This is a genomic window from Streptomyces sp. P6-2-1, from assembly GCF_050613165.1.
In the GTDB taxonomy this organism is placed as follows: Bacteria; Actinomycetota; Actinomycetes; order Streptomycetales; family Streptomycetaceae; genus Streptomyces.
Genome location: NZ_CP192513.1, coordinates 3,178,727 through 3,196,970, shown reverse-complemented (window position 1 = coordinate 3,196,970; position 18,244 = coordinate 3,178,727). Strand labels below are relative to the sequence as shown.

General features: G+C 73.6%; 18 protein-coding genes and 1 pseudogene. 8 read left to right on the top strand and 11 right to left on the bottom strand.

What is annotated here, in order from left to right; all coding sequences use genetic code 11:
- Window positions 1-641: 641 nt before the first annotated feature.
- The 3 genes from ACQYWQ_RS13750 to ACQYWQ_RS13740 form a co-directional block, all read right to left on the bottom strand.
- On the bottom strand, window positions 642-2,042 hold the full coding sequence (locus ACQYWQ_RS13750) for a hypothetical protein (RefSeq protein WP_431034855.1): 1,401 nt from the start codon (window positions 2,040-2,042) through the stop codon (window positions 642-644).
- A 69-nt stretch (window positions 2,043-2,111) separates the two neighbouring features.
- Window positions 2,112-2,690 carry a TetR/AcrR family transcriptional regulator gene (locus ACQYWQ_RS13745; RefSeq protein WP_431034854.1) on the bottom strand — a complete coding sequence of 193 codons (579 nt, stop codon included), beginning with the start codon at window positions 2,688-2,690 and terminating at the stop codon, window positions 2,112-2,114.
- Between the two features lie 1,195 nt (window positions 2,691-3,885).
- Entirely contained in the window at window positions 3,886-4,410 is a 525-nt protein-coding gene (locus ACQYWQ_RS13740; RefSeq protein ID WP_431034853.1) for a DUF2199 domain-containing protein, read from the bottom strand.
- A 242-nt stretch (window positions 4,411-4,652) separates the two neighbouring features.
- Between ACQYWQ_RS13740 and ACQYWQ_RS13735 the strand changes: the two genes are divergently transcribed.
- Together ACQYWQ_RS13735 and ACQYWQ_RS13730 are read left to right on the top strand one after the other, a co-directional pair.
- A complete protein-coding gene (locus tag ACQYWQ_RS13735) occupies window positions 4,653-4,886 on the top strand; it encodes a hypothetical protein (RefSeq protein ID WP_431034851.1) in 234 nt (77 codons plus the stop codon).
- Window positions 4,887-5,319: 433 nt separating this feature from the next.
- A complete protein-coding gene (locus ACQYWQ_RS13730; protein ID WP_431034849.1) occupies window positions 5,320-6,042 on the top strand; it encodes a DUF4232 domain-containing protein in 723 nt (240 codons plus the stop codon).
- A gap of 136 nt (window positions 6,043-6,178) precedes the next feature.
- On the opposite strand, the gene ACQYWQ_RS13725 is transcribed toward ACQYWQ_RS13730, so the two are convergent.
- Together ACQYWQ_RS13725 and ACQYWQ_RS13720 are read right to left on the bottom strand one after the other, a co-directional pair.
- Window positions 6,179-6,865: a nucleotidyltransferase family protein gene (locus ACQYWQ_RS13725; RefSeq protein ID WP_431034848.1), complete on the bottom strand. Its 687-nt coding sequence runs from the start codon at window positions 6,863-6,865 to the stop codon at window positions 6,179-6,181.
- Between the two features lie 9 nt (window positions 6,866-6,874).
- Window positions 6,875-7,492, bottom strand: coding sequence for an NADPH-dependent FMN reductase (locus ACQYWQ_RS13720; RefSeq protein ID WP_431034847.1), 618 nt, complete (start codon window positions 7,490-7,492; stop codon window positions 6,875-6,877).
- Window positions 7,493-7,605: 113 nt separating this feature from the next.
- Between ACQYWQ_RS13720 and ACQYWQ_RS13715 the strand changes: the two genes are divergently transcribed.
- On the top strand, window positions 7,606-8,460 hold the full coding sequence (locus ACQYWQ_RS13715) for a helix-turn-helix domain-containing protein (RefSeq protein WP_431034846.1): 855 nt from the start codon (window positions 7,606-7,608) through the stop codon (window positions 8,458-8,460).
- A gap of 39 nt (window positions 8,461-8,499) precedes the next feature.
- Here ACQYWQ_RS13715 and ACQYWQ_RS13710 read toward each other — a convergent pair whose 3' ends face one another.
- Together ACQYWQ_RS13710 and ACQYWQ_RS13705 are read right to left on the bottom strand one after the other, a co-directional pair.
- The gene (locus ACQYWQ_RS13710; RefSeq protein ID WP_431034845.1) at window positions 8,500-8,706 is read right to left on the bottom strand and encodes a hypothetical protein; all 207 of its coding nucleotides are present in this window, start codon (window positions 8,704-8,706) and stop codon (window positions 8,500-8,502) included.
- Between the two features lie 156 nt (window positions 8,707-8,862).
- Window positions 8,863-9,642 carry a VOC family protein gene (locus ACQYWQ_RS13705; RefSeq protein ID WP_431034843.1) on the bottom strand — a complete coding sequence of 260 codons (780 nt, stop codon included), beginning with the start codon at window positions 9,640-9,642 and terminating at the stop codon, window positions 8,863-8,865.
- A 127-nt stretch (window positions 9,643-9,769) separates the two neighbouring features.
- Between ACQYWQ_RS13705 and ACQYWQ_RS13700 the strand changes: the two genes are divergently transcribed.
- The gene (locus ACQYWQ_RS13700) at window positions 9,770-10,165 is read left to right on the top strand and encodes a VOC family protein (RefSeq protein WP_431034842.1); all 396 of its coding nucleotides are present in this window, start codon (window positions 9,770-9,772) and stop codon (window positions 10,163-10,165) included.
- 92 nt (window positions 10,166-10,257) lie between these two features.
- Here ACQYWQ_RS13700 and ACQYWQ_RS13695 read toward each other — a convergent pair whose 3' ends face one another.
- Together ACQYWQ_RS13695 and ACQYWQ_RS13690 are read right to left on the bottom strand one after the other, a co-directional pair.
- Window positions 10,258-10,647: a VOC family protein gene (locus ACQYWQ_RS13695; RefSeq protein ID WP_431034841.1), complete on the bottom strand. Its 390-nt coding sequence runs from the start codon at window positions 10,645-10,647 to the stop codon at window positions 10,258-10,260.
- A gap of 477 nt (window positions 10,648-11,124) precedes the next feature.
- Window positions 11,125-11,628: an NUDIX domain-containing protein gene (locus ACQYWQ_RS13690; RefSeq protein WP_431034840.1), complete on the bottom strand. Its 504-nt coding sequence runs from the start codon at window positions 11,626-11,628 to the stop codon at window positions 11,125-11,127.
- Window positions 11,629-12,213: 585 nt separating this feature from the next.
- Here ACQYWQ_RS13690 and ACQYWQ_RS13685 point away from each other — a divergent pair.
- The 4 genes and pseudogenes from ACQYWQ_RS13685 (at window position 12,214) to ACQYWQ_RS13670 (ending at window position 14,775) form a co-directional block, all read left to right on the top strand.
- Window positions 12,214-12,826: pseudogene (locus tag ACQYWQ_RS13685) on the top strand (DUF6000 family protein).
- 92 nt (window positions 12,827-12,918) lie between these two features.
- Window positions 12,919-13,281: a helix-turn-helix domain-containing protein gene (locus ACQYWQ_RS13680; RefSeq protein ID WP_431034838.1), complete on the top strand. Its 363-nt coding sequence runs from the start codon at window positions 12,919-12,921 to the stop codon at window positions 13,279-13,281.
- Between the two features lie 147 nt (window positions 13,282-13,428).
- Entirely contained in the window at window positions 13,429-14,286 is an 858-nt protein-coding gene (locus tag ACQYWQ_RS13675; RefSeq protein WP_431034837.1) for a hypothetical protein, read from the top strand.
- Window positions 14,287-14,436: 150 nt separating this feature from the next.
- Entirely contained in the window at window positions 14,437-14,775 is a 339-nt protein-coding gene (locus ACQYWQ_RS13670) for a DUF2516 family protein (RefSeq protein WP_431039180.1), read from the top strand.
- Between the two features lie 29 nt (window positions 14,776-14,804).
- On the opposite strand, the gene ACQYWQ_RS13665 is transcribed toward ACQYWQ_RS13670, so the two are convergent.
- Window positions 14,805-16,244 (bottom strand): SpoIIE family protein phosphatase, encoded by a 1,440-nt coding sequence (locus ACQYWQ_RS13665; RefSeq protein ID WP_431034836.1) that lies wholly within the window; start codon window positions 16,242-16,244, stop codon window positions 14,805-14,807.
- Between the two features lie 235 nt (window positions 16,245-16,479).
- Entirely contained in the window at window positions 16,480-17,976 is a 1,497-nt protein-coding gene (locus ACQYWQ_RS13660) for an NlpC/P60 family protein (RefSeq protein ID WP_431034834.1), read from the bottom strand.
- Window positions 17,977-18,244 lie beyond the last annotated feature (268 nt).

Below are 18,244 nucleotides of genomic sequence, written 5' to 3'. Positions count from 1 at the left end.
GCGGCGCGGACCCGCTTGTGGGACTGGTCGCGCTCCTCTCTCCAAGCCGGTGGTTCGCGGTGGCCGCGCTCGCGGCAGTACGGGGGGCCGGTCCGCCGCCCGGGCAGCCATCGTCGGCGATGGTGCGCGCGGCCGGGGACCAAAGCGCCGTCGACCACGAGCACGACGCTCTCGGCGAACCGCTTGCGGGCCGGAGGGCAGGCATCGGCCCAAGCTGGTCGAGGCCCCGTTCCGCCGCCGATGTGAACACCCCGAACGGTGCCACGAGCTGCCGTGGCCTGGTCGGCGTGAGGACGCGTGGTTCTCGGGCGCACGGGTGTGCGTGGTCCGGTCTGGCAGTCAGGGTGCCATCCGGGACGGGTGCCGCCGCCGCGATGTGCACGGTTGGCAGTGCCCCGGGGCAGGGCTGACGGTCTGCCACGTCTGCCACGTCTGCCATGTCTGCCACGTTTGCCATGTCTGCCAGCCCGTTGGCGGGGTTGCGCCAGCAGAGTCGGTAGCCCGGGAGTGCGTATGCCTTGATCGCCAACAGTGTGATGAGGCAGGGGGTGTTGGACTGCCCGGGAACGGTCGTGTGAGCGATCGAGTGACGTCGTGTCCTGTCACGGGCGCGTTCCGGAGGCGGGGCGGAGTGGCAGGTGTCAGGCGGTTCGTCGCGGGGTGACGAGTGCCAGCAGGCGGCTCGGGCCTGTGCCGGTGGTCGTTGTGGCCGAGGTGGCGGAGGTGGCGGAGGTGCCGACAGGACGCAGGGCGACATTCTCCGGGTAGAGGCGGCCGAGGAGGGCCAGGACGGTGAGGCCGTCGCGGCCGTCGGCGTCGAACGCCACCTCGCCCGACCGCGTCCACACGAGTCCCGGCGCGCGCAGCGCGGACCAGACGGAGGCGGTACGGGGACCGGTACCGCCCGGGGCCGGGGCGGTGGCGGGGGCGGCTGCCGGGGCCTGACGGTCGGCGTAGCGGTGGCCGCGCAGTGCCTGGCCGAGGTCGACGCGGGTGGTGGTGCCTCCGTCGGTGACCTCGATGCGGGCGGTACGGGTTCCGTCGCGGACCGGCCCCTCGACGAGGCGGGCGGTGAGCGGACCGGGCGCGGTGCCGTCGCTCGGCAGGTCCTCGACGAGAGTGCGCGGGGCGGCGTAATAGTCGCTCACCTCCGCGACGTACGTGACGACTCCGTCGACGGCCGGGTCGGTGGCCGGGCGCCAGGTCAGCAGGTGGCGGGGCGCGGTGAGGGGCGGCTGGTCGAGTACGGCGGGCAGGGCGCTGCCCCCGCCGGTCGCGAAGCCGTAACCGGTTACCGTCCCCGAGGCCCCCGGGCCGATACTGCCACTGCCACTGCCACTGCCACTGCCACTGCCACTGCCACTGCCACTGCCACTGCCACTGCCACTGCCAGTGACGGCGTGGCGGGCGTAGTCCACGATGGCAGAGTGCCTGATCCGGCGGACGAGGAGTTCCGTGAGGAACGCGTCGCGGGCCGCCTCGGTGTGCCGCAGTCCGGCCGGGGTGACCAGGAGCGGCACGTCCTGCCAGTTGGTGAAGGGGAGCAAGGCGTCGCGGAGCAGGACGACTTGGTGCACCCACTCGTTGTAGAGCTGCATCGTGACGGGCCCGCCGCGCCGGTACAGGAGCAGGTCGGCCGCAGGCGGGGTGAGGAGATGGCCGTAGCAGTGGCTGCGGACGACCAGCGGCCCGGCGGGCAGCGGTAGCGGTTCGCCGAGCAGCCGGTCCAGGGAGGCGATGGACCAGTTGGCGAGTTCGCGCCCGATCGTCTCGGCCTGCGCGGCCAGTTCGCGCGCCCCCTCGTCGCTGTCCGGGCCCACGGTCAGCGGCAGTGTGGTCTCCCTGGTACCGAGCGCGAGGGTCGCGCGGATCTGGTCGGCGAGTATGTCGGCGTCGGCGGCGGTGAGGTGGTTGTCGTCGATGACCCCTTGGAGCAGCGGTTCGATGGCGGTGAGGAACTCGTGGGCGGTGAGGGCGGTACCGGCAGCGGGGAAGGTGTTCCAGCGGCTGCCGCCGAGAGCGGGGGTGGCCGGTGCGGGCATGGGTGGTGTCCTTTTCGTTTTTCGGTCCGTTTTCTGGATCGAGCGTTACATTTTCAGGCCATGAAAAACTCAGCCGAGGGCGGTCAGGGCGACCTCCACGAGCGGATCGAGCGCGCGGGCGTCCGGGGTGACCTTGGCGGAGACCAAGAGGCCGTTGAGGAACGTGACGAGGTAGCCGGCCAGGGTGTGGGGGTCGTGCCGAGGCGCGATCTCGCCCCGCTCGGCCGCGACGCGCAGCACCTCGGCGAGCGCGTCCCTGCTGGCGTCCAGCATGTCCCGTACGATCCGCCGGATCTCCGGGCTCTCCGGGAGACGTTCGCACGCGGCGTTGACCGCCAGGCAGCCCCGGCCGTCGTACTCGACGGCGATACGGACCCGCTCGACCAGCATCGAACGGATCGCCGCGCGGGCGCCGGGCCCCCCCTCCAGCGTGCGGAGAGCGGCTGCGGCGAGGGTGTCGCGGTAGTGCGCGAGCGCGGCGCGGTACAGCCCCTCCTTGTCACCGAAGGCGGCGTACAAGGAGCCCTGCCCGATCCCGAGTTCCTGGGTGAGGTCGCGCACCGAGGTGGCCTCGTACCCACGCGTCCAGAACAGGCGCATGGCGCGACCCACCGCCGCTTCGGTGTCGAACTCGCGTGTCCTTGCCATGCCCCCACCGTAGAGCATCTGGATCGGACGTTCAAGAAAACCTCCCGAGCACGGTCCGGTGCCCGAGCGCGTTCGGTTCTCGGGTGCGGTCCGGTTCTCGGGTGCGGTCCGATCCCTGGAGGACAGTCCGACTCCCGCGCGCCGCCCGGCTGCTGAGGGTGTGGTCCGGCTTCCGAGCGCGGTCCGGTTCCTGGGGACGGTCCGGCTCCCGAGCGCTGCTGGACTTCTGAGGGTGGCCCGACTCCTGGGCGCCGTCCGGCTCCTGGGCGATGCCCCGCTCCTGGGGGGCCCGGCCTTTGAGGGTGGTGCGGCTTCCGAGCGGGGTCCGGCTCCTGAGCGCGGCGCGGCTCGTGAGGCGCCTGGGGGTGGCCCGGCTCCCGAGCGTGGCTGGACTCCTGGGGGTGGCCCGACTCCTGAACGGCGCCCGACTCCCGGGCACGGCCCAGCCTCTGAGGATGGTGGCCCGGCTCCCAAGGGCGGTGCGGCACCTGAGCGCTGCTGGACTTCTGGGGGTGGCCCCACTCCTGAACGGCGCGCGACCTCTGGGCATGGCCCGGCCCTTGAGGGTGGCCAAGCCCCTGAGGATGGTCCGGCCCTTGCGGGTGGTCCGGCTCCCAAGGGCGGTGCGACACCTGAGCGCTGCTGGACTTCTGGGGTGGCCCGGCTCCTGAAGGGCGCCCGGCTCCCGGGCACGGCCCAGCCCCTGAGGGTGGTCCGGCCCTTGAGGGTGGTCAGACACCTGAGCGCTGCTGGACTTCTGAGGGTGGCCCGACTCCAGAACGCCGCCCGGCTCCCGCGCGCGGCCCGGCCCCTGAGCGCCGTCTGGCCCCCCGGGCGCGGCTCAGTCCCTGACGGCGGTCCGGCTCCTGGGCGCGGCCCGGCTCCTGAGGCTCCCGGACACGGCCCGGCTCCTGGGCGCGGCCCGGCTCACAAGGGCGGTCCGGCTTCCGAGCGCCGCTGGATTCCAAGCGTGGCCCGGCTCCCGGGCGCGGCCGGACTTCTGTGGCTCCCGGGCGCGGCCGGACGTCTGAGGGTTGCCCGACTCCTGAGCGCCGTCCGACTCCTGGGCACGGCACGGCTCCTGAGGGCGGTCCGGTCCGACTCCAGGGCGCGGCCCGGCTCCGGGGCGCGGCTGGACCCTGAGCGTCGCCCGGCTCCTGAGCGTCGCCCGGGGTTCGAGCGAGCCCGGTCCTCGCTAGCCGTGCAGCAGCAGCTCCGCCAGCTCCCGTACGCGGTCCGTCCCGATGCCCTTCCGCTGCTCCACCGCGAGCGGATGCGCGGTCGGTTGCAGCTCGACGCGGGGGCGTTCGCCGATGGGGCGGGTGTGCACGTACGTCTTGAGGTTGAGGGTGGTGGGGGCGTACACCGGCAGTTCGGTGCTGAGCCACCCGAAGTACGGAGCCTCGTGCTCGCGCCCCGGTGTGTCCCAACGGTCGCTCATCCGGCCGAAGTTCTCCCGACTCAACGAGACCCACACGCCCCAAGAGAACACCTCGTCCGTTCCCCGCACGGGTATCTCGACCGTCCCCCGCGCGAAGTAGTGCTCCGCGTGGATGACGCACTGGTCCGGCGAGAGCAGGCAGTCCGGCTCCGATTCCATCTCGGGGGTCCAGTACGAGGGCGCGGGGGCGGCGTAGTGCATCGGCGGCTCGTCGTGCCGCGCGCCGCAGGAGGAACAGGTGTGGCCCGGGACGGAGGGTGTGGAGGGCGTGAGGGTCATGAGCGGGAGGGTAGGCGCGGCGAGTGACAGTGCGGGTGAGCGGGGGGAGAGAGTCGGCGGGTGCGAGCGGCCGTTGACGGCGGTGGTCGGTAGGTTCGTCGGCAGCGAGGCGGCAGCGAGGCGGCAGCGAGGCGGCAGCGAGGCGGCAGCGAGGCGGCAGCGAGGCGGCAGCGAGGCGGCAGCGAGGCGGCAGCGAGGCGGCAGCGAGGCGGCAGCGAGGCGGCTGGCGCGGGGGGACGCGCATGGCGTACGGGCGGGTCGCGATCGAGCTGACCGGTGACGAGGCGCTCGTGCTGTCGCAGGGGCTTGAGCGGCTCCAGACGACGGATCTCGGGCGACTGGCGGACGATTCGGCCGTGTGGGCGCCGATCCACCGCATCGCGGGAACGCTCGACAAGGCGCTGCCCGAGTTGTTCGCGCCCGACTACGACCAGCGGCTTGAGGACGCCCGCCGACGGCTCCGGCCGCAGGACTGACCGAGCGGGCCCGGTTCGTGGGTCCGGGCGGCGGGGTGCGAGGTGCAGAGGGCGAGGGCGGGGCCGCCGAGGCCTCGTCCGTGGGGGCCTCGTGACGGGTGACGGCGGGAACCGTGTGCGGTTCGTGTGCGGTACGTATGCGACCTGTGCCGGGGCGGTGGGGCAATCCCTGGGGCGTCACGGAACCGTCTCGGCGGAGCGGGCCCGGGGGGTGCGGGGTCCCGGGTGGCCGGAACCGGTCGCTCGTCCGGGGCGGGCCCGTGTTCTGCGGGCGGACCGCTCGGCTCGTACCGCCGTACCGTCCCCGACCGCCCGTGCCGTCCTCCCGTGCGTGTCACAGGCATGTATGAGACGGGGGAGGGGCGGAACGGCGGAGGGGTGGCGCGTGGTCCTCTTGATCAGGAAGGCGCACCGAACGAACGAAGGAAGTCCCATGCCTGTCAAGAAGCTCACCCTCGCCGCCGTCGCGCTCCTCGCGGGGCTCTCGCTCACCGCCTGCGGGGGCGGCTCCGACGACAAGTCCTCCGGCGGCGACTCCTCGTCCGCCGCCACGGGGCAGTCCGGGGACGCGGGCAACGGCGGGGCTTCGGAGAGCGGCAGCGGCGGCGGTACGGGCGGCGCCAAGGCGGCCGGGACCTCGAACGGTTCCTCCTCCGGCTCCGCCGACTCAGGCTCCGAATCAGGCTCCGCCTCGGGCTCCGGCTCCTCCGCCGACGCCGACGACTCCGAGGGCAGTGGCGGCGGCCAGATCACCGCCGGGGCCTGCAAGACCGAGAACCTCGCCTTCGACACCGCGCACGGCATGGGCGAGGGCACTCTTGTCGTCAGTATGCGCAACACGAGCGGCGACGCCTGCTCGCTCAAGGGCTTCCCGGGCATCGACATCCGCTCCGACGAGGCCGGTGCCCCGCTCAGCGCCGAGCGCAGCGACGTGACCCCGCCCGCCGTCAACCTCAAGTCCGGTGACACGACGCGCTTCACGCTCCACTACCCGCCGAGCAAGAGCGGCAGCTCCGGCGTCTTCATCAACGCCGTCGACGTCACCCCGCCCAACGAGACCCACACGCAGCGCCTCTCGGTCGGCTTCAGCGTCGAGGCGGGCGCCGACAAGCCGGGGCTCCTCGTCGTGGACCCGGTGGGCGCGGGCAAGCAGTGAACGGGCCGTCCGGGGCGGCACCCGCGCGGGGGCGGCGCGGGTGTGCGGTACGCCCGGTGCCCCGCGTGCGCCTCGTCCCGCGTGTGCCTTGTCCCGCGTGTGCCTCGTCCGGCGTGTGCCTCGTCCCGCGTGTGACTCATACGGTGAGCGCTCCGCCCCCGCCCCACTCCAGCACGCGAAGCTCGGGCCAGGTCCCACGCCACCGCGCCGCCTTCGCCTCGTACACCTCGCGCGGCGCGAGCACCGGGTGCGGGCGGAGTACGAGGCCGAAGGCGTCCGCGAGACCGTGCGGCGCGTACACGCGCCACGGGCCCCCGCCGTCCTCGGCCCGCACGCCCACGCGACACGTCGTCGCCGCGAAGGAGCCGATCGCCGCCTCGCTCGACGGGTACGGGGCGCACGGCAGGCCGAACTTCGCCTCGTACCAGCGGTGGACGCGCGCCTCGTTGCGGATCTCGACCTCGGCCGGGAGCCCCGCGAAGACCTCGCGGCCACGCCTGATCACGGCGTCCTCGGCGTCCCAGGAGAGGTCGGAGGCGTCGTGGTGGAAGAGGTCGTAGTCCCGGATTCCGTGCGTGGGCGGGCGGCCGGTGACGACGTTCCACACCGTCTGGAAGACGCATCCCGCCGCCACGTACCAGCCGGGCAGCCCGAGCCCGGCCACGCGCCGCACGACTTCGGCCAGAACCTCGTTGCGCGCCAGGATCTCGCACAGGGCGGCGAGTTGGGCGTCCAGGGGCAGGCGGGCGAGGGTGGCCGTCTCGGGAGCGTCGGTCGTACGGGGCAGCCTCGCACGTACCGCTGACAGCGCCCCGGCACCCATCTCGGCCCCTCACTGCGGATACGCCTCCGTCTCCCGGCCTGTGCGCAGTGTCCGGGCCCACCAGGCCAGCCTGTCCAGGAGGCCCTTCGCGAGAGGGGCCGTCTCGGGGGCGAGCGGCTGGCCGTCCTGCCAGGCCGTGTAGTAGTTCACGAAGGCGAGGCGGTCGCGCAGGGGGACCGCGTGGAGTTCGGTGAGGACGTTCTCCAGGTGGAGGGCCGCGTGGGCGCCGCCCGCCGCGCCGCCGTAGCTCACGAAAGCGACGGGCTTCGCCGCCCACTGCGTGAAGTGCCAGTCGATCGCGGCCTTGAGCGAGGCCGGGAAGCTGTGGTTGTACTCGGGCGTGACGAAGGCGAACGCGTCCGCCTCGGCCAGCGCCTCCGTCAGCGGGGCCATACCGGCCGGGCGCGGGTAGGAGTCACCCGCGTACTTGGGTGAGGAGGCGGGCAGGGCGAGCGGCAGCTCGATGCCCGCGAGATCCACGACCCGTACGGTGAAACCCCCGTGCGTACGGGCCTGTTCGGCGAACCACGCCGCCGCCACGGGGCCGAAACGGCCCTCGCGGACGCTCGCGACGAGGACGGTGAGGACGGGAAGGCGTTCGGGGGTGCGGTCCGGTGTCTGTGTCATGCGCTCCACGGTCGGCCCGCGCCACGTCCTCGACCAGACCGGGACGGGGCTGGCCCCCGCAGGGCCACCCAGAGGTCTGCCCCCGTCGGGTCGCCGCTGTCTACAGTGACCGTATGGGCACGCCATTGGGTGATTTCGTCCGGGCCAAGCGCGACAGCATCCGTCCCGAGTCCCTCGGCCTCGCCGCGCGGCCGCGCGGCCGGGCGCCGGGGCTGCGCCGTATCGACCTCGCGGGGCGCGCGGGCATCAGCGTCGAGTACCTGACCCGCATCGAGCAGGGCAGGGACCGCAATCCGTCCCCCGCCGTCGTCAACGCCCTCGCGGACGGCCTGAGTCTGGACCCCGCCGAGCGCGTGCACCTGCGCTACCTGGCGAAGGTCACCACCGCGAACTGCCCGGGCGGCAGACGCCCGGCGCCGCCCCCGCGCGAGGTCGGCCCCACGGTCCTCGCCACGCTCCGGCTCCTCGCCCCGGCACCGGCGTACGTCACGAACCCCCTCGGCGACGTCCTCGCCCACACGCCCGGTTTCGCGGCGCTCTTCGGCCCGAGCGGACTGCTCGACGTCCCCCAACCGAACCTGACCCGCTACGTGTTCACCGACCCGCGCGCCCGCGCGACCTTCCCCGACTGGGAGCACCTCGCCGACGAACTCGCCTTCGATGTCGGACTCGGCCCTTCCGCGAGCGCGTCCGCCTGGTTCACGAGCGTCCTGGCGGAGGAGGCGGGCCCCGAGTTCACCCGCCGCGCCCACCGCCACCTCCCCCCGCCCCGCCCTCCCCTCCACCTCGCCCACCCCGAGCAAGGCCCCCTGCGCTGGGAGCGGCAACGCCTCGAACTGCCCCCGCCGGACACGCAGTCGCTCGTCGTCCTCCTCCCCGCTGACGAACCGACGGAACGCGCGGCGGAGCGCTGGGAACGCCCGGAGCGACGCGGCCGGGGCCGCCCGCCGCTGCGCGCCCTGGCATAACACGTCACGCCATACCTCAGGCCCCCCGCGCAAGGCCCCCTACTCCTGCTCCGGCACCGAGCCCGTACGCGGAAACTCGCGAACCCCCGCGCCCGAACCCGCGCCCGCACCCGCACGGAGTTCGCTCGCCACGGCTGGGGCATCGACGCGCTGCCCGGCGAGCAGTCCCGTACGCAGCGGGCCGTCGGCCTCGCCTGCCGCCGCGAGGACGGGCCGCCGTCGTGGCCGCGCGTGGCCGATCCGCACCCGCTCGCCTTCGCCGCGGAGTCTTCTTCCCCACCGGGTGCGCGCGGAGGTCGCCCGGCGTGGCGGGCAGGGCGCGCCCGCGCGCGGCCTCCCGCGTACGGACGCCGTACCGAGGGAATCCCCGCGGGGTGCGCGTACACCCCGCGGGGCCGTGCCTCAGCCCTCGGTGGACCGGATCAGCGCGAAGACGCCGCCCTGCGGGTCTGCCACGACTGCCATGCGGCCTGCCACCATGTCGAAGGGCGGGGCGAGCACCGTGCCACCGCGACGGACGAGCGCCTCGACGGTCGAGTCGGTGTCGTCGACCGAGAAGTACGTCAGCCAGTGCGCCGGTGTGCCGGGCGGGTCGTTGCTCAGCGAGGTCGCACCGCCGACCGTACGGCCCGCGATCTTCACCTCCCAGTAGGAGTCCGCGCCCTCCGCCAGCTGGAAGTTCATGCCGAACACCTCGCCGTAGAAGGAGGCGGCGGTGGGCACGTCGGAGGTGTGCAGCTCGTTCCAGACGAGCGCGCCCGGCTCGTTGACGAGCTGCGCGCCGAGGAACGAACCCGGCTGCCAGACGCCGAAGACCGCTCCCTGCGGGTCGCTCGCGATGAGCATCCTGCCGAGGTCGCCGACGTCCGTCGTCGGCGCGATGAGCGAGCCGCCCGCCTGGACGATCGCGTCCTGCGTCGCCGGGGCGTCGGTCGTGGCGAGGTACGTGGTCCAGACGGTCGGCGGCTCCGGCGTTCCCTCGCCCGCCTGCGCCCTGCCGATCCCCGCGACGGCCTTCCCGCGCAGCTCGCAGACCGCGTAGTCGCCGTACTCGGCGGAGCCCGCCCGCCGCTGCCAGCCGAGCAGATCGCCGTAGAAGTCGATCGCGTTCTGCTGGTCCTTCGCCATCAGGTCGACCCAGCACGGTGTGCCGGTCGCGTACGGGCTGGTGATTTCAGGCACCTTGCGCCCCTTTCATGGGATTCGTCCCACACCTTGGCGGTACGGGCGAGTCCACTGCCACCTGACACGCCGCCGCCCGCGGGCACGTCTGTACGGTGGGGGCCCCGCCGACCGAGGAGCCACCCCCGTGCCCGCGTATCTGCGCCCCGCCGCCGTCACGCTCGACTGTCCCGACCCGCTCGCCCTCGCGGCCTTCTACCAGGAGGCGACGGGGCTCACCCGGCATCCGGGGTCGGACGCCGAGTTCGCCGCGCTCACGGCCCCGGACGGGTTCACGCTCGGTTTCCAGCGCGTCGAGGACTACCGGCCGCCGCGGTGGCCGGGGCAGGATGCCCCGCAGCAACTCCACCTCTGCTACGACGTCGACGAGGACCTGACGGCGACGGAGGCCCGCCTGGTCGCCCTCGGCGCGGCCGTACCGGACCACCAGCCCCACGACCCGGCCCACGCCCGCGTGCTGACGGACCCGGCGGGGCACCCGTTCTGCGTCGTACGGGAGAAGAAGGCGAACGGGAAGGGCTGAGCCCCGCCGGTCTCTCGCCGTCTGCTGCTGGTCTCACGCTGTCTGCTGCCGCTCTCGCCGCCCGCTGCCGCGCTCGCCGCCCGCTGCCGTGCTCACGCCACCCGTCGCGCGAGCACGCAGAACTCGTTCCCCTCGATGTCCGCGAGCGTCACCCACGACACGTCGTCGCCCTGCCCCACGTCCACGTGCCGCGCCCCGAGCGCGAGCAGCCGACCGACCTCCGCGGCCTGCTCGCGATCGCTCGGATTCACGTCGATGTGCAGCCGGTTCTTGACCGTTTTGCCCTCGGGAACGCGCGCGAACCCGATCGAGGGCGGCGCGTAGCCGGGCCGGGCCGCCTCCGTCCCCGGCGCCCCGATCGACACGAAGTCGCCGTCGTCCTCGTCCTCGTACACCACGTAGTCCAGCACCGCGCACCAGAACCGCGCGAGCGCGCGCGGATCGGCACAGTCGACGGCGAGTTCGGTGAAGCGGCTGGTCATGGGGGGTCCTTTCGACGACGGAGGGTCAGTCCCACCCGAACCCGACGATCACACCCCGCTCCGCCGCGCGGCGAGAGAACTCGCGCGGGACAGGGGCGTGGGGCCGAGCAGCGGCGTGGAGGGCCGGCCGGGGGGGCGGGATCACGGAGGGCCACGGAGGGCCACGGAGGGAGGCGAGGTGAGGCCGGGAGCGGCGTCCCGTTCGACCGCGCGCGCCGTCGCGCCCCGAGCCCCCCGCCGCCCCCCCGCCACCTCACCGCGCCGCACCAGCGGGCAGGCGCTCCGTCCGTATCGAGCGTGCCCGCATCGGCCGGGTCCCCGCCTCGCTCACCTCCGGACGTCGCTTGGGCCGCCCGGCGACAGGCGTCGAGGTACGCGGAGGGAACACGGGCGAGCTGCTGGGCGTCGGCCACGCGGGCAGTATCGCCGGGCGGTCCGCCGGACGGCGAGGTGTTTGCCGCTGAACCCGTCGGCGCGTCAGGATCGGGCCGCCCGGAACGCGAGGTACCGCTCGAAGACGTCGTGACTGTCCGGGGTGAAGGGCCACTCCCGCAGGGCCGACCGCAGTTCGGGCCCGGTCAGCCAGTCGTGCCCGGCGACCTCGTCGGGGTCGGGGACCACGGTGCCCGGTACGACGGCTTCGTGGACACCGAGCCAGTGCGGGCTCAGGCCGCCGCGGTTGAGGAACGTGAACAGCGGGCGCGGCCGCGCGCTGATGCCCAGCTCCTCGGCCAGCTCGCGCGCGGCGGCCCTGGCGTAGGACTCGCCGGCCCGCACGGCGCCCCCGACCACGACCTCGTGGAGCCCGGGGAAGCGCGACAGACGCGACGACCGCCGATGGACGAGAAACCGGCCGCGCTCATCGCGGCACACGGTCACGGCGATCCGGTGCAGCCACCCCTCGCGGGTGGCCTCCCGACGGCCGACCACCGTCCCCAGCGCACGATCCCGCTCATCGACCCGCTCCACCAGCTCGTCCATGCCGCACACCCTGACAGGACCCACTGACACCCTGTCGGGCGAGAGCCGGCCACGGGGCCGGGCGCGGGGGCGGGCGGTCGGGGGGCACGAGGTCCCGCAGTGCGGCAGCGTCGCCGAGCCGGGTTCCAGGGCCTTCCCGCGGGTGGTGAAGGTGAGGACGGCGACCGCGGTGGCGGCGAACCCCGTGCGGTTCAGGCGCACCATCGCCCCACCATCCGAGCAAGCGCACCTTCCGAGCAAGCGCACCTTCGAGCAAGCGCACCTTCCGAGTAAGCGATGAGGGTGCCGGTGAGGCCGCGGACGCCCCTGGTCGGCCGCACCGCGACGTGGCAGTCGCCGGGCGGTCCGGGTTTCCAGCCGGTTCTCCGGGTTTCCAGCCGGTTCAAGGAACTGCTCGACGGCCCGGCCGCGCTTGAGGGCACCCAAGGCGAATGGTTCCGGCAAGCAGCGCACGACGAAGCCCTGCGGCTTTCCCGCGGTGGCGTCGGGGGCGAGGCACGGTGGGTCCCACCGTTCCTGTGGGTGGACGGCGTGACGTCAAAAGAGCTGGCCGATCGCACCTCAGCGGGCCAGGATCATCCTGTGATGCGCCGCACTCATGAGGATGCCGAACTGCTGGCCCTGGCGCGCCGATACGTCATGCCTGAGCGCCGCTATCGGAAGCTCGGTGGCAGCGTGCTGCGCTTGCGCGGCCCTGAGTACGACCGCTTCGTGCGCGCTCTCGGCGAAGACGCCCGACTCATCACCCCGGATGAGATCACCACGCTTCTTGAAGGCGGGTGGCGTGAGCGGAGGACCGCCGCATGGCTCCTCGCCGTCGGCCGCCGGACTAAGTTCCGGGAGCGACTCGGGTGGGCTGCTGCTGGCCGGTGAAGTCTGCTGCGTGGGGTTGGCGTACTGCGTGGCCTTGGCAGGCTTCGGTACTCCCCGCGACGCCGATCTGCTGGCCGCCTATCTTGACCGCTGCCTTCGCCGTCCCGGCTTCGACCACGACCAGGCCGTGGTCATGGGAGCCCTCGTGTTCACCGCCCTGAACCTCAGGGGCGACCAAGCCGCTCGTTTTCTGGGCCCGGACGGCATGTGGGAACGGTGGCTCCACGAGGCACCCCACAGGCGACACACACCCGAGCCCACCACGTACCTGAGCCTGATCCGCCGACTCTGCGCCTTCGTCGACGCCTGCGCGGAAGCGCGATGACCGCAGCCTCTTGGCTGCACGTCGTGACGGGGTTGCTTGCCTCTGTTAGCGGGACGCTTGCAATAGTTAGCAAGGTGGGGCAGCATCGGGGCATGGTTTCGCTTGATGTGGGGGGACTTGGGGAGTTTCTGCGGGAGCAGCGGCGGGCGGCGCGGTTGTCGCTCAGGCAGCTCGCCGACGCGGCCGGGGTGTCGAATCCGTATCTCAGCCAGATCGAGCGCGGGCTGCGCAAGCCCAGTGCCGAGATTCTCCAGCAGCTCGCCAAGGCCCTGCGGATCTCCGCGGAGACGCTCTACGTCCAGGCGGGGATTCTCGACGAGCGGGAACGGGCCGAGGCCGAGACCCGGGCCGTGCTGCTCGCCGACCCCACGCTGACGGCGCGCCAGAAGGAGGTACTGCTCCAGATCTACGACTCCTTCCGCAGGGAGAACGGCATTCCCGTGGAAGACAGCTGAAGACAGCTGAAGACGGTCGGAGACGGCTGAAGGAGGCCGAGGCCGACCGAAGCCGACCGAGGCCGACCGAGGCCGACAGACCCGCACCCGCCGCCGCATACGTACTGCCAGGTATTCACCTCACTCGTGTTCCGGGAGGACCGCGCCGTGGCCATCACCGACGATCTGCGCAAGACACTCACCGACCCGACCCCCCTCTACTTCGCCGCGGGCACCGCCGAACTGGCGGTCCAGCAGGCGCTGCGGCTGCCCGCGCTCATCGACCAGCTCCGCGCCGAGGCGCCCGCCCGTATCCAGGCGGTGCGCGAGAGCGACCCCAAGGAGTTCCAGGACCGCGCCGTCGCCCGTGCCCGCGAGGCGCAGTCCTTCGCGCGCGCCGCCGTCACCGAGGTCGTCACCGCCTTCTCCTCGCGCGAGGGCCGCGAGGCCGAGCTGAAGCGGCTCCAGGAGAACGCGCAGGGCTTCGCGCTGCGCGGCGTCGGGCTCGCCGCCGAGTACGCGGTGCGCGCGCGGGAGACGTACGAGAAGGTCGCCGAGCGGGGCGAGGAGGCGGTACGCGGCTGGCGCGGCGAGGACGGGGACGGCTACGGCTACGGGCACGAGGGCGGTACGGGTACGGGGACGAGGCCGGGGGACGCCGGTGAGGCCCCCGCGCCCGGTGCCCCGCGCGTCGCCGTCGACCCGGAGCCGGACGAGCCCGTCGAGCACCCCGAGCCCGTCGAGCACCCCGAGCCCGTCGAGCACCCCGAGCCCGTCGGGGTGACGAAGACGGAGGCTCCCGCCGCCGAGGCCGAAACTGCCCCGGCCGCCGAGACGGCCCCCGCGGCCGAGTCCCCCGCCCCGCGCAAGCCCGCGCCCCGGCGTGCCGCCCGGCCCGCGGCGAAGAAGCCGGCGGCCAAGAAGCCCGCCGCCACTCCGCCCGCGAAGAAGACCCCCGAGGAGACCTCCGCGAAGACCCCCGCGGAGCGCGCGGCGGAGGGGAGCGAGGGCGGCGCCCAGGAGTAGCGGGGGCGCGCCCCGCGGGGCGCATTTCCTCGCGCACGGGTGTCCTGTCGGTGGCAGCCGGTACGGTGGAGAGTCACACGCCGTACCGGCCGGTCGCGGCGGACCCCAGTCACGTACGTACGAGAACGACCGAACCGGGCGGTGGCCATCGTGTTGATGCAGGGCTTCAGCAACTTCCTGTCCCTGCTGTCCCTGGCGTTGACTCTCTTCTGCGCCTTCGCGTTCTTCGACAGCCTCTTCCGCCGCGAGGACGCCTTTCGCGCGGCCGACAAGAAGACCAAGCCGTTCTGGGCGATCATCCTCGGGCTCGCGCTCGTGGTCGCGCTCATCTTCGGCTTCATGTCGTTCCTGCCGATCATCGGGCTCATCGCCGCGATCGTGTACGTCGTGGACGTACGCCCCGCGCTCAAGCAGGTCGCCGGCGGCGGCCGCCGCCGCGGCGGGTCGAGCAGCGACGGCCCGTACGGCCCGTACAACGGCGGCCGCTGAGGCGGCCGGGCGGGCAGGGCGCGCGGGCTTCAGCGCGCGAGCAGGATCGCCGCGACGTCGTCGGTGAGTTCGCCGCCGTTGAGGTCGCGGGCCGCGTGCACCGTGGACTCCAGGAGTTCCGCGCCGCGCAGCCCCGCGCCCCGGTGCTCGCGGACGAGCGCGAGCATGCCCTCCTGGCCGAGGCGCAGGCTGCCGGTGCCGATCCGGCCCTCGATGAGGCCGTCCGTGTAGAGCATGAGCGACCACTCGGGGCCGAGCCCGATCTGCGCGCGCGGCCAGCGTCCGCGCGGGAGCAGGCCGAGCGCGGGCCCGCTCGGCTCCTGGGGCAGGAGTTCGGCGCGGGCGCCGCCGCGCGTCACGACCGGGGCCGGGTGCCCGGCCAGGCACATCGCGGCGCTGCGGCCGTCCGGTGCGATGTCGACGGTGCAGAGCGTCGCGAAGATCTCCTCGTCCTCGCGCTCGTGTTCCAGGACCTCCTGGAGCGTCGCGAGGAGCCGGTCGCCGCTGAGCCCGGCGAGCGTCAGCGCACGCCAGGCGATGCGCAGTTCGACGCCGAGCGCCGCCTCATCGGGCCCGTGCCCGCTCACGTCGCCGATCATCGCGTGGACGGTGCCGTCCGGGGTGCGCACGGTGTCGTAGAAGTCTCCGCCGAGCAGCGCGCGCGAGCGCCCGGGGCGGTAGTGGGCGTCGAAGCGGAGCGGGGCGCCGTCGAGGAGCGGGGTGGGGAGGAGGCCGCGCTCCAGGCGGGCGTTCTCCTGGGCGCGCAGGCGGCCCTCGGTGAGCTGGCGCTGCGCGGTGTCGGCGCGTTTGCGCTCGACGGCGTAGCGGACGGCGCGGCTCAGGACGCGGCCGTCGAGTTCGTCCCGTACGAGGAAGTCCTGCGCCCCGACGCGGACCGCCTCCGTGCCGCCCTCGACGTCCTCGGACCCGGTGAGCGCGAGGACGGCGTGGTGCGGGGCGAGGTCGAGGAGGCGGCGCAGGACGGCGAGCGGGTCGTCATCGTCCGTCGCGGAGAGGTTCAGGTCGAGCAGGACGCAGTGCACGTCGTCGGTGAGCAGCCGGGCGGCCTCGGTGAGGTTGCGGGCGGTGCGCACCCGGATCGGTTTGCCGGAGGCGTCGAGCATCTCGGGGATGCTGAGCGCGCCCGCAGGGTCGTCCTCGACGAGCAGGAGCGTGAGGTGGCCCGCGCCGGTGGCGGGGGTCGCGGACGGCCGCGCCTGCGGGGCCTCGTGGTGCGGCTCCGGTTTTCCGGCGCCGTCGCCTTCGGCGTCGCCCGGCTCGGGCGGGGTGTCCCCGGCGGGCGGTACGGGGGTGACGGCGAGGCCCGTGCCGTGGGCGAGCAGCCCGGCGCCGCGCAGCCCCGCGCGGGGCTGGTCACCCAGGGTGACCGGGGCGGGGTGCGTGCGGGGGGCCGTGGACGACGGCGCCTCGGCCGGTCCTGGCCGGTTTCCGTTCCCGGGTGCGGGCATCAGCTTCCTTCGCCTCCCTCCGAGGCCGCGACGGGACGCCGAACGGCGCCCCACCGACGGGGACCCTAGCGGGCGGCGCGCGGCGAACGGAATGCCGGGAGAACGCGTGGCGGTGTCATATGCCGCCCCCAGCAGGCCATTTGTGGACGAGCCGACCGGGGGCGGGATGACGAAGGTCACGCCGGGAGCGTGCAACCGGAGGGGCGTTCGTGGCGTGGGTCACGCGGGAAGCGAGTCAGCCCTTGTGGGCGTTTTTGTCCGATTTTGAGTCCTTCTTCGCCTCGGAACCGGTCCCGTCCTTGGCCTTGTCCCCGGTCGTGGCCTTGTCCCCGGTCTTCGCCTTGTCCCCGGTCGTGGCCTTGCTCCCGGCCCGGGTCTTTTTCTCGGTCTTGTCGTCGGTCTTGTCGTCGGTCGTGGCCTCGGCCTCCGGGTCCGGGCGGACCGCGCCCAGGATCTGCATGGAGCCGACGCCCGCGGTGGTGACCGAGCGCCCGGGCCGGGGCGCGTGGATGATGGTGCCCTTGCCGATGTAGATGCCGACGTGGCTCGCGTCGGAGTGGTAGATGACCAGGTCGCCCGGGCGGATCTGGCTGAGCGGCACGTGCTGGAGCTGCCGCCACTGCTCCTGTGAGGTGCGCGGGATGATGCGGCCCGCGGCGGCCCACGCCTGCGAGGTGAGACCCGAGCAGTCGAAGGCGTCGGGGCCCTCGGCGGCCCAGACGTATGGCTTGCCGAGCTGGGCCGCGGCGTAGGCGAGGGCCTTCGCGCCCTGTTCGCTCGCCCCCGTACCCGTACCGGCCTGCGCGCCCGCGCCCGCGCCCGCACCCGCGCCCGCGTCGGGCAGGACGCCCGTGTCGAGCAGGCGGGCCTGTGCCCGCGCGGCCGCCGCCTCCTCCAGGGCGCGCAGCCGCTTCCGCTCCTTCTCCTCCAGCCGCGATTCGAGGAGCTTGGCGGCCTTGATCTCCCCGCGGACCTCCTCGCGCGCTTCGTCCTTGGCCTTCTCGGCCTTTTCGAGGCGGTGGAGCGAGGTGGTGGCGTCCTTCTTGTTCCGCGTCAGCGTGCGCTGGGTGTCGCGGACCTGGCCGAGGAGGATGGCGCTGCCCTTGTTGCCCTCCTTGGCGAGTTCGGCGGCGCGGAGGAAGTCGTCGGGGTCGTCGCTGAGGAGGAGGCGCTCTTGCACGGAGAGGCCGCCGCCCTGATCGCGGTACTGGGCGATCGCCGCGGCGGTGAGGCGTTCCCGGAGGTCGGCGAGGCGCTGTTCGCCCCGGACGACCTGGGTGTTGAGCGCCTCGACCTTGTCGGCCTGCTCGGAGCGCTTCTCCTCGGCGGCGTTGTACGCGTCGGTGGCCTTGCCCGCCTCGGCGTAGAGGGCGTCGATACGGGTCCGTACGGCCTCCAGCTCGGCGTTGCTCAGCTCCTTGCCGGGGGACTTGCTCGTGACCCCGGCCGAGCCGGGCTCGGGGAGCGGGGCGGCGAAGGCGGAGCCGGGCGCGGAGAAGGCGAGCGTGGCGCACACGACGGCGAGCGCGCTGAGCAGCAGCCGCCGCCCCGTCCCGCGGGGGCGCGCCGCGCCGGCTCCCGTCCGCGCGGACCCGGCAGCTCCGGTCCGTACGGCCCCGGCCGCTCCCGTACGCGCGGCTCCGGCTGCTCCCGTACGGTCGGACGTGTCCGCTTCCGTACGGACGGACCCGGTCCGCGCCTCGTCCCGCACCCGGTCCTGTGCCGCGCTCACGCCACGGTTCAACGTCCCCGCCCCCTGATCCCTCAGCTCCGTCTGTCCGCATATCCGGCCGTCACGGGTCCCTTACCGCAGGTAACCCACACGGATGGTGCCATGCCGCCCCCGCGTGGCGACAGAGGCGAGGAGGACCGGTTTGCTGTGAATCCCTCCGCCCGTCCCCCCGTCCCCACCTCTCACTTCCCCGCCCACGGGCCCCTCGAACTCTCGGACGAACAAGCGGACCGCATCGTTCCCGCGCGCCACGCCCCTCACCCTCAGG

Excerpts from the sequence above, each read along its gene's own strand:
- ACQYWQ_RS13750 (WP_431034855.1), bottom strand. The coding sequence starts at position 2,042 with ATGCCCGCACCGGCCACCCCCGCTCTCGGCGGCAGCCGCTGGAACACC.
- ACQYWQ_RS13745 (WP_431034854.1), bottom strand. The coding sequence starts at position 2,690 with ATGGCAAGGACACGCGAGTTCGACACCGAAGCGGCGGTGGGTCGCGCC.
- ACQYWQ_RS13740 (WP_431034853.1), bottom strand. The coding sequence starts at position 4,410 with ATGACCCTCACGCCCTCCACACCCTCCGTCCCGGGCCACACCTGTTCC.
- ACQYWQ_RS13735 (WP_431034851.1), top strand. The coding sequence starts at position 4,653 with ATGGCGTACGGGCGGGTCGCGATCGAGCTGACCGGTGACGAGGCGCTC.
- ACQYWQ_RS13730 (WP_431034849.1), top strand. The coding sequence starts at position 5,320 with ATGCCTGTCAAGAAGCTCACCCTCGCCGCCGTCGCGCTCCTCGCGGGG.
- ACQYWQ_RS13725 (WP_431034848.1), bottom strand. The coding sequence starts at position 6,865 with ATGGGTGCCGGGGCGCTGTCAGCGGTACGTGCGAGGCTGCCCCGTACG.
- ACQYWQ_RS13720 (WP_431034847.1), bottom strand. The coding sequence starts at position 7,492 with ATGACACAGACACCGGACCGCACCCCCGAACGCCTTCCCGTCCTCACC.
- ACQYWQ_RS13715 (WP_431034846.1), top strand. The coding sequence starts at position 7,606 with ATGGGCACGCCATTGGGTGATTTCGTCCGGGCCAAGCGCGACAGCATC.
- ACQYWQ_RS13695 (WP_431034841.1), bottom strand. The coding sequence starts at position 10,647 with ATGACCAGCCGCTTCACCGAACTCGCCGTCGACTGTGCCGATCCGCGC.
- ACQYWQ_RS13690 (WP_431034840.1), bottom strand. The coding sequence starts at position 11,628 with ATGGACGAGCTGGTGGAGCGGGTCGATGAGCGGGATCGTGCGCTGGGG.
- ACQYWQ_RS13680 (WP_431034838.1), top strand. The coding sequence starts at position 12,919 with ATGGTTTCGCTTGATGTGGGGGGACTTGGGGAGTTTCTGCGGGAGCAG.
- ACQYWQ_RS13665 (WP_431034836.1), bottom strand. The coding sequence starts at position 16,244 with ATGCCCGCACCCGGGAACGGAAACCGGCCAGGACCGGCCGAGGCGCCG.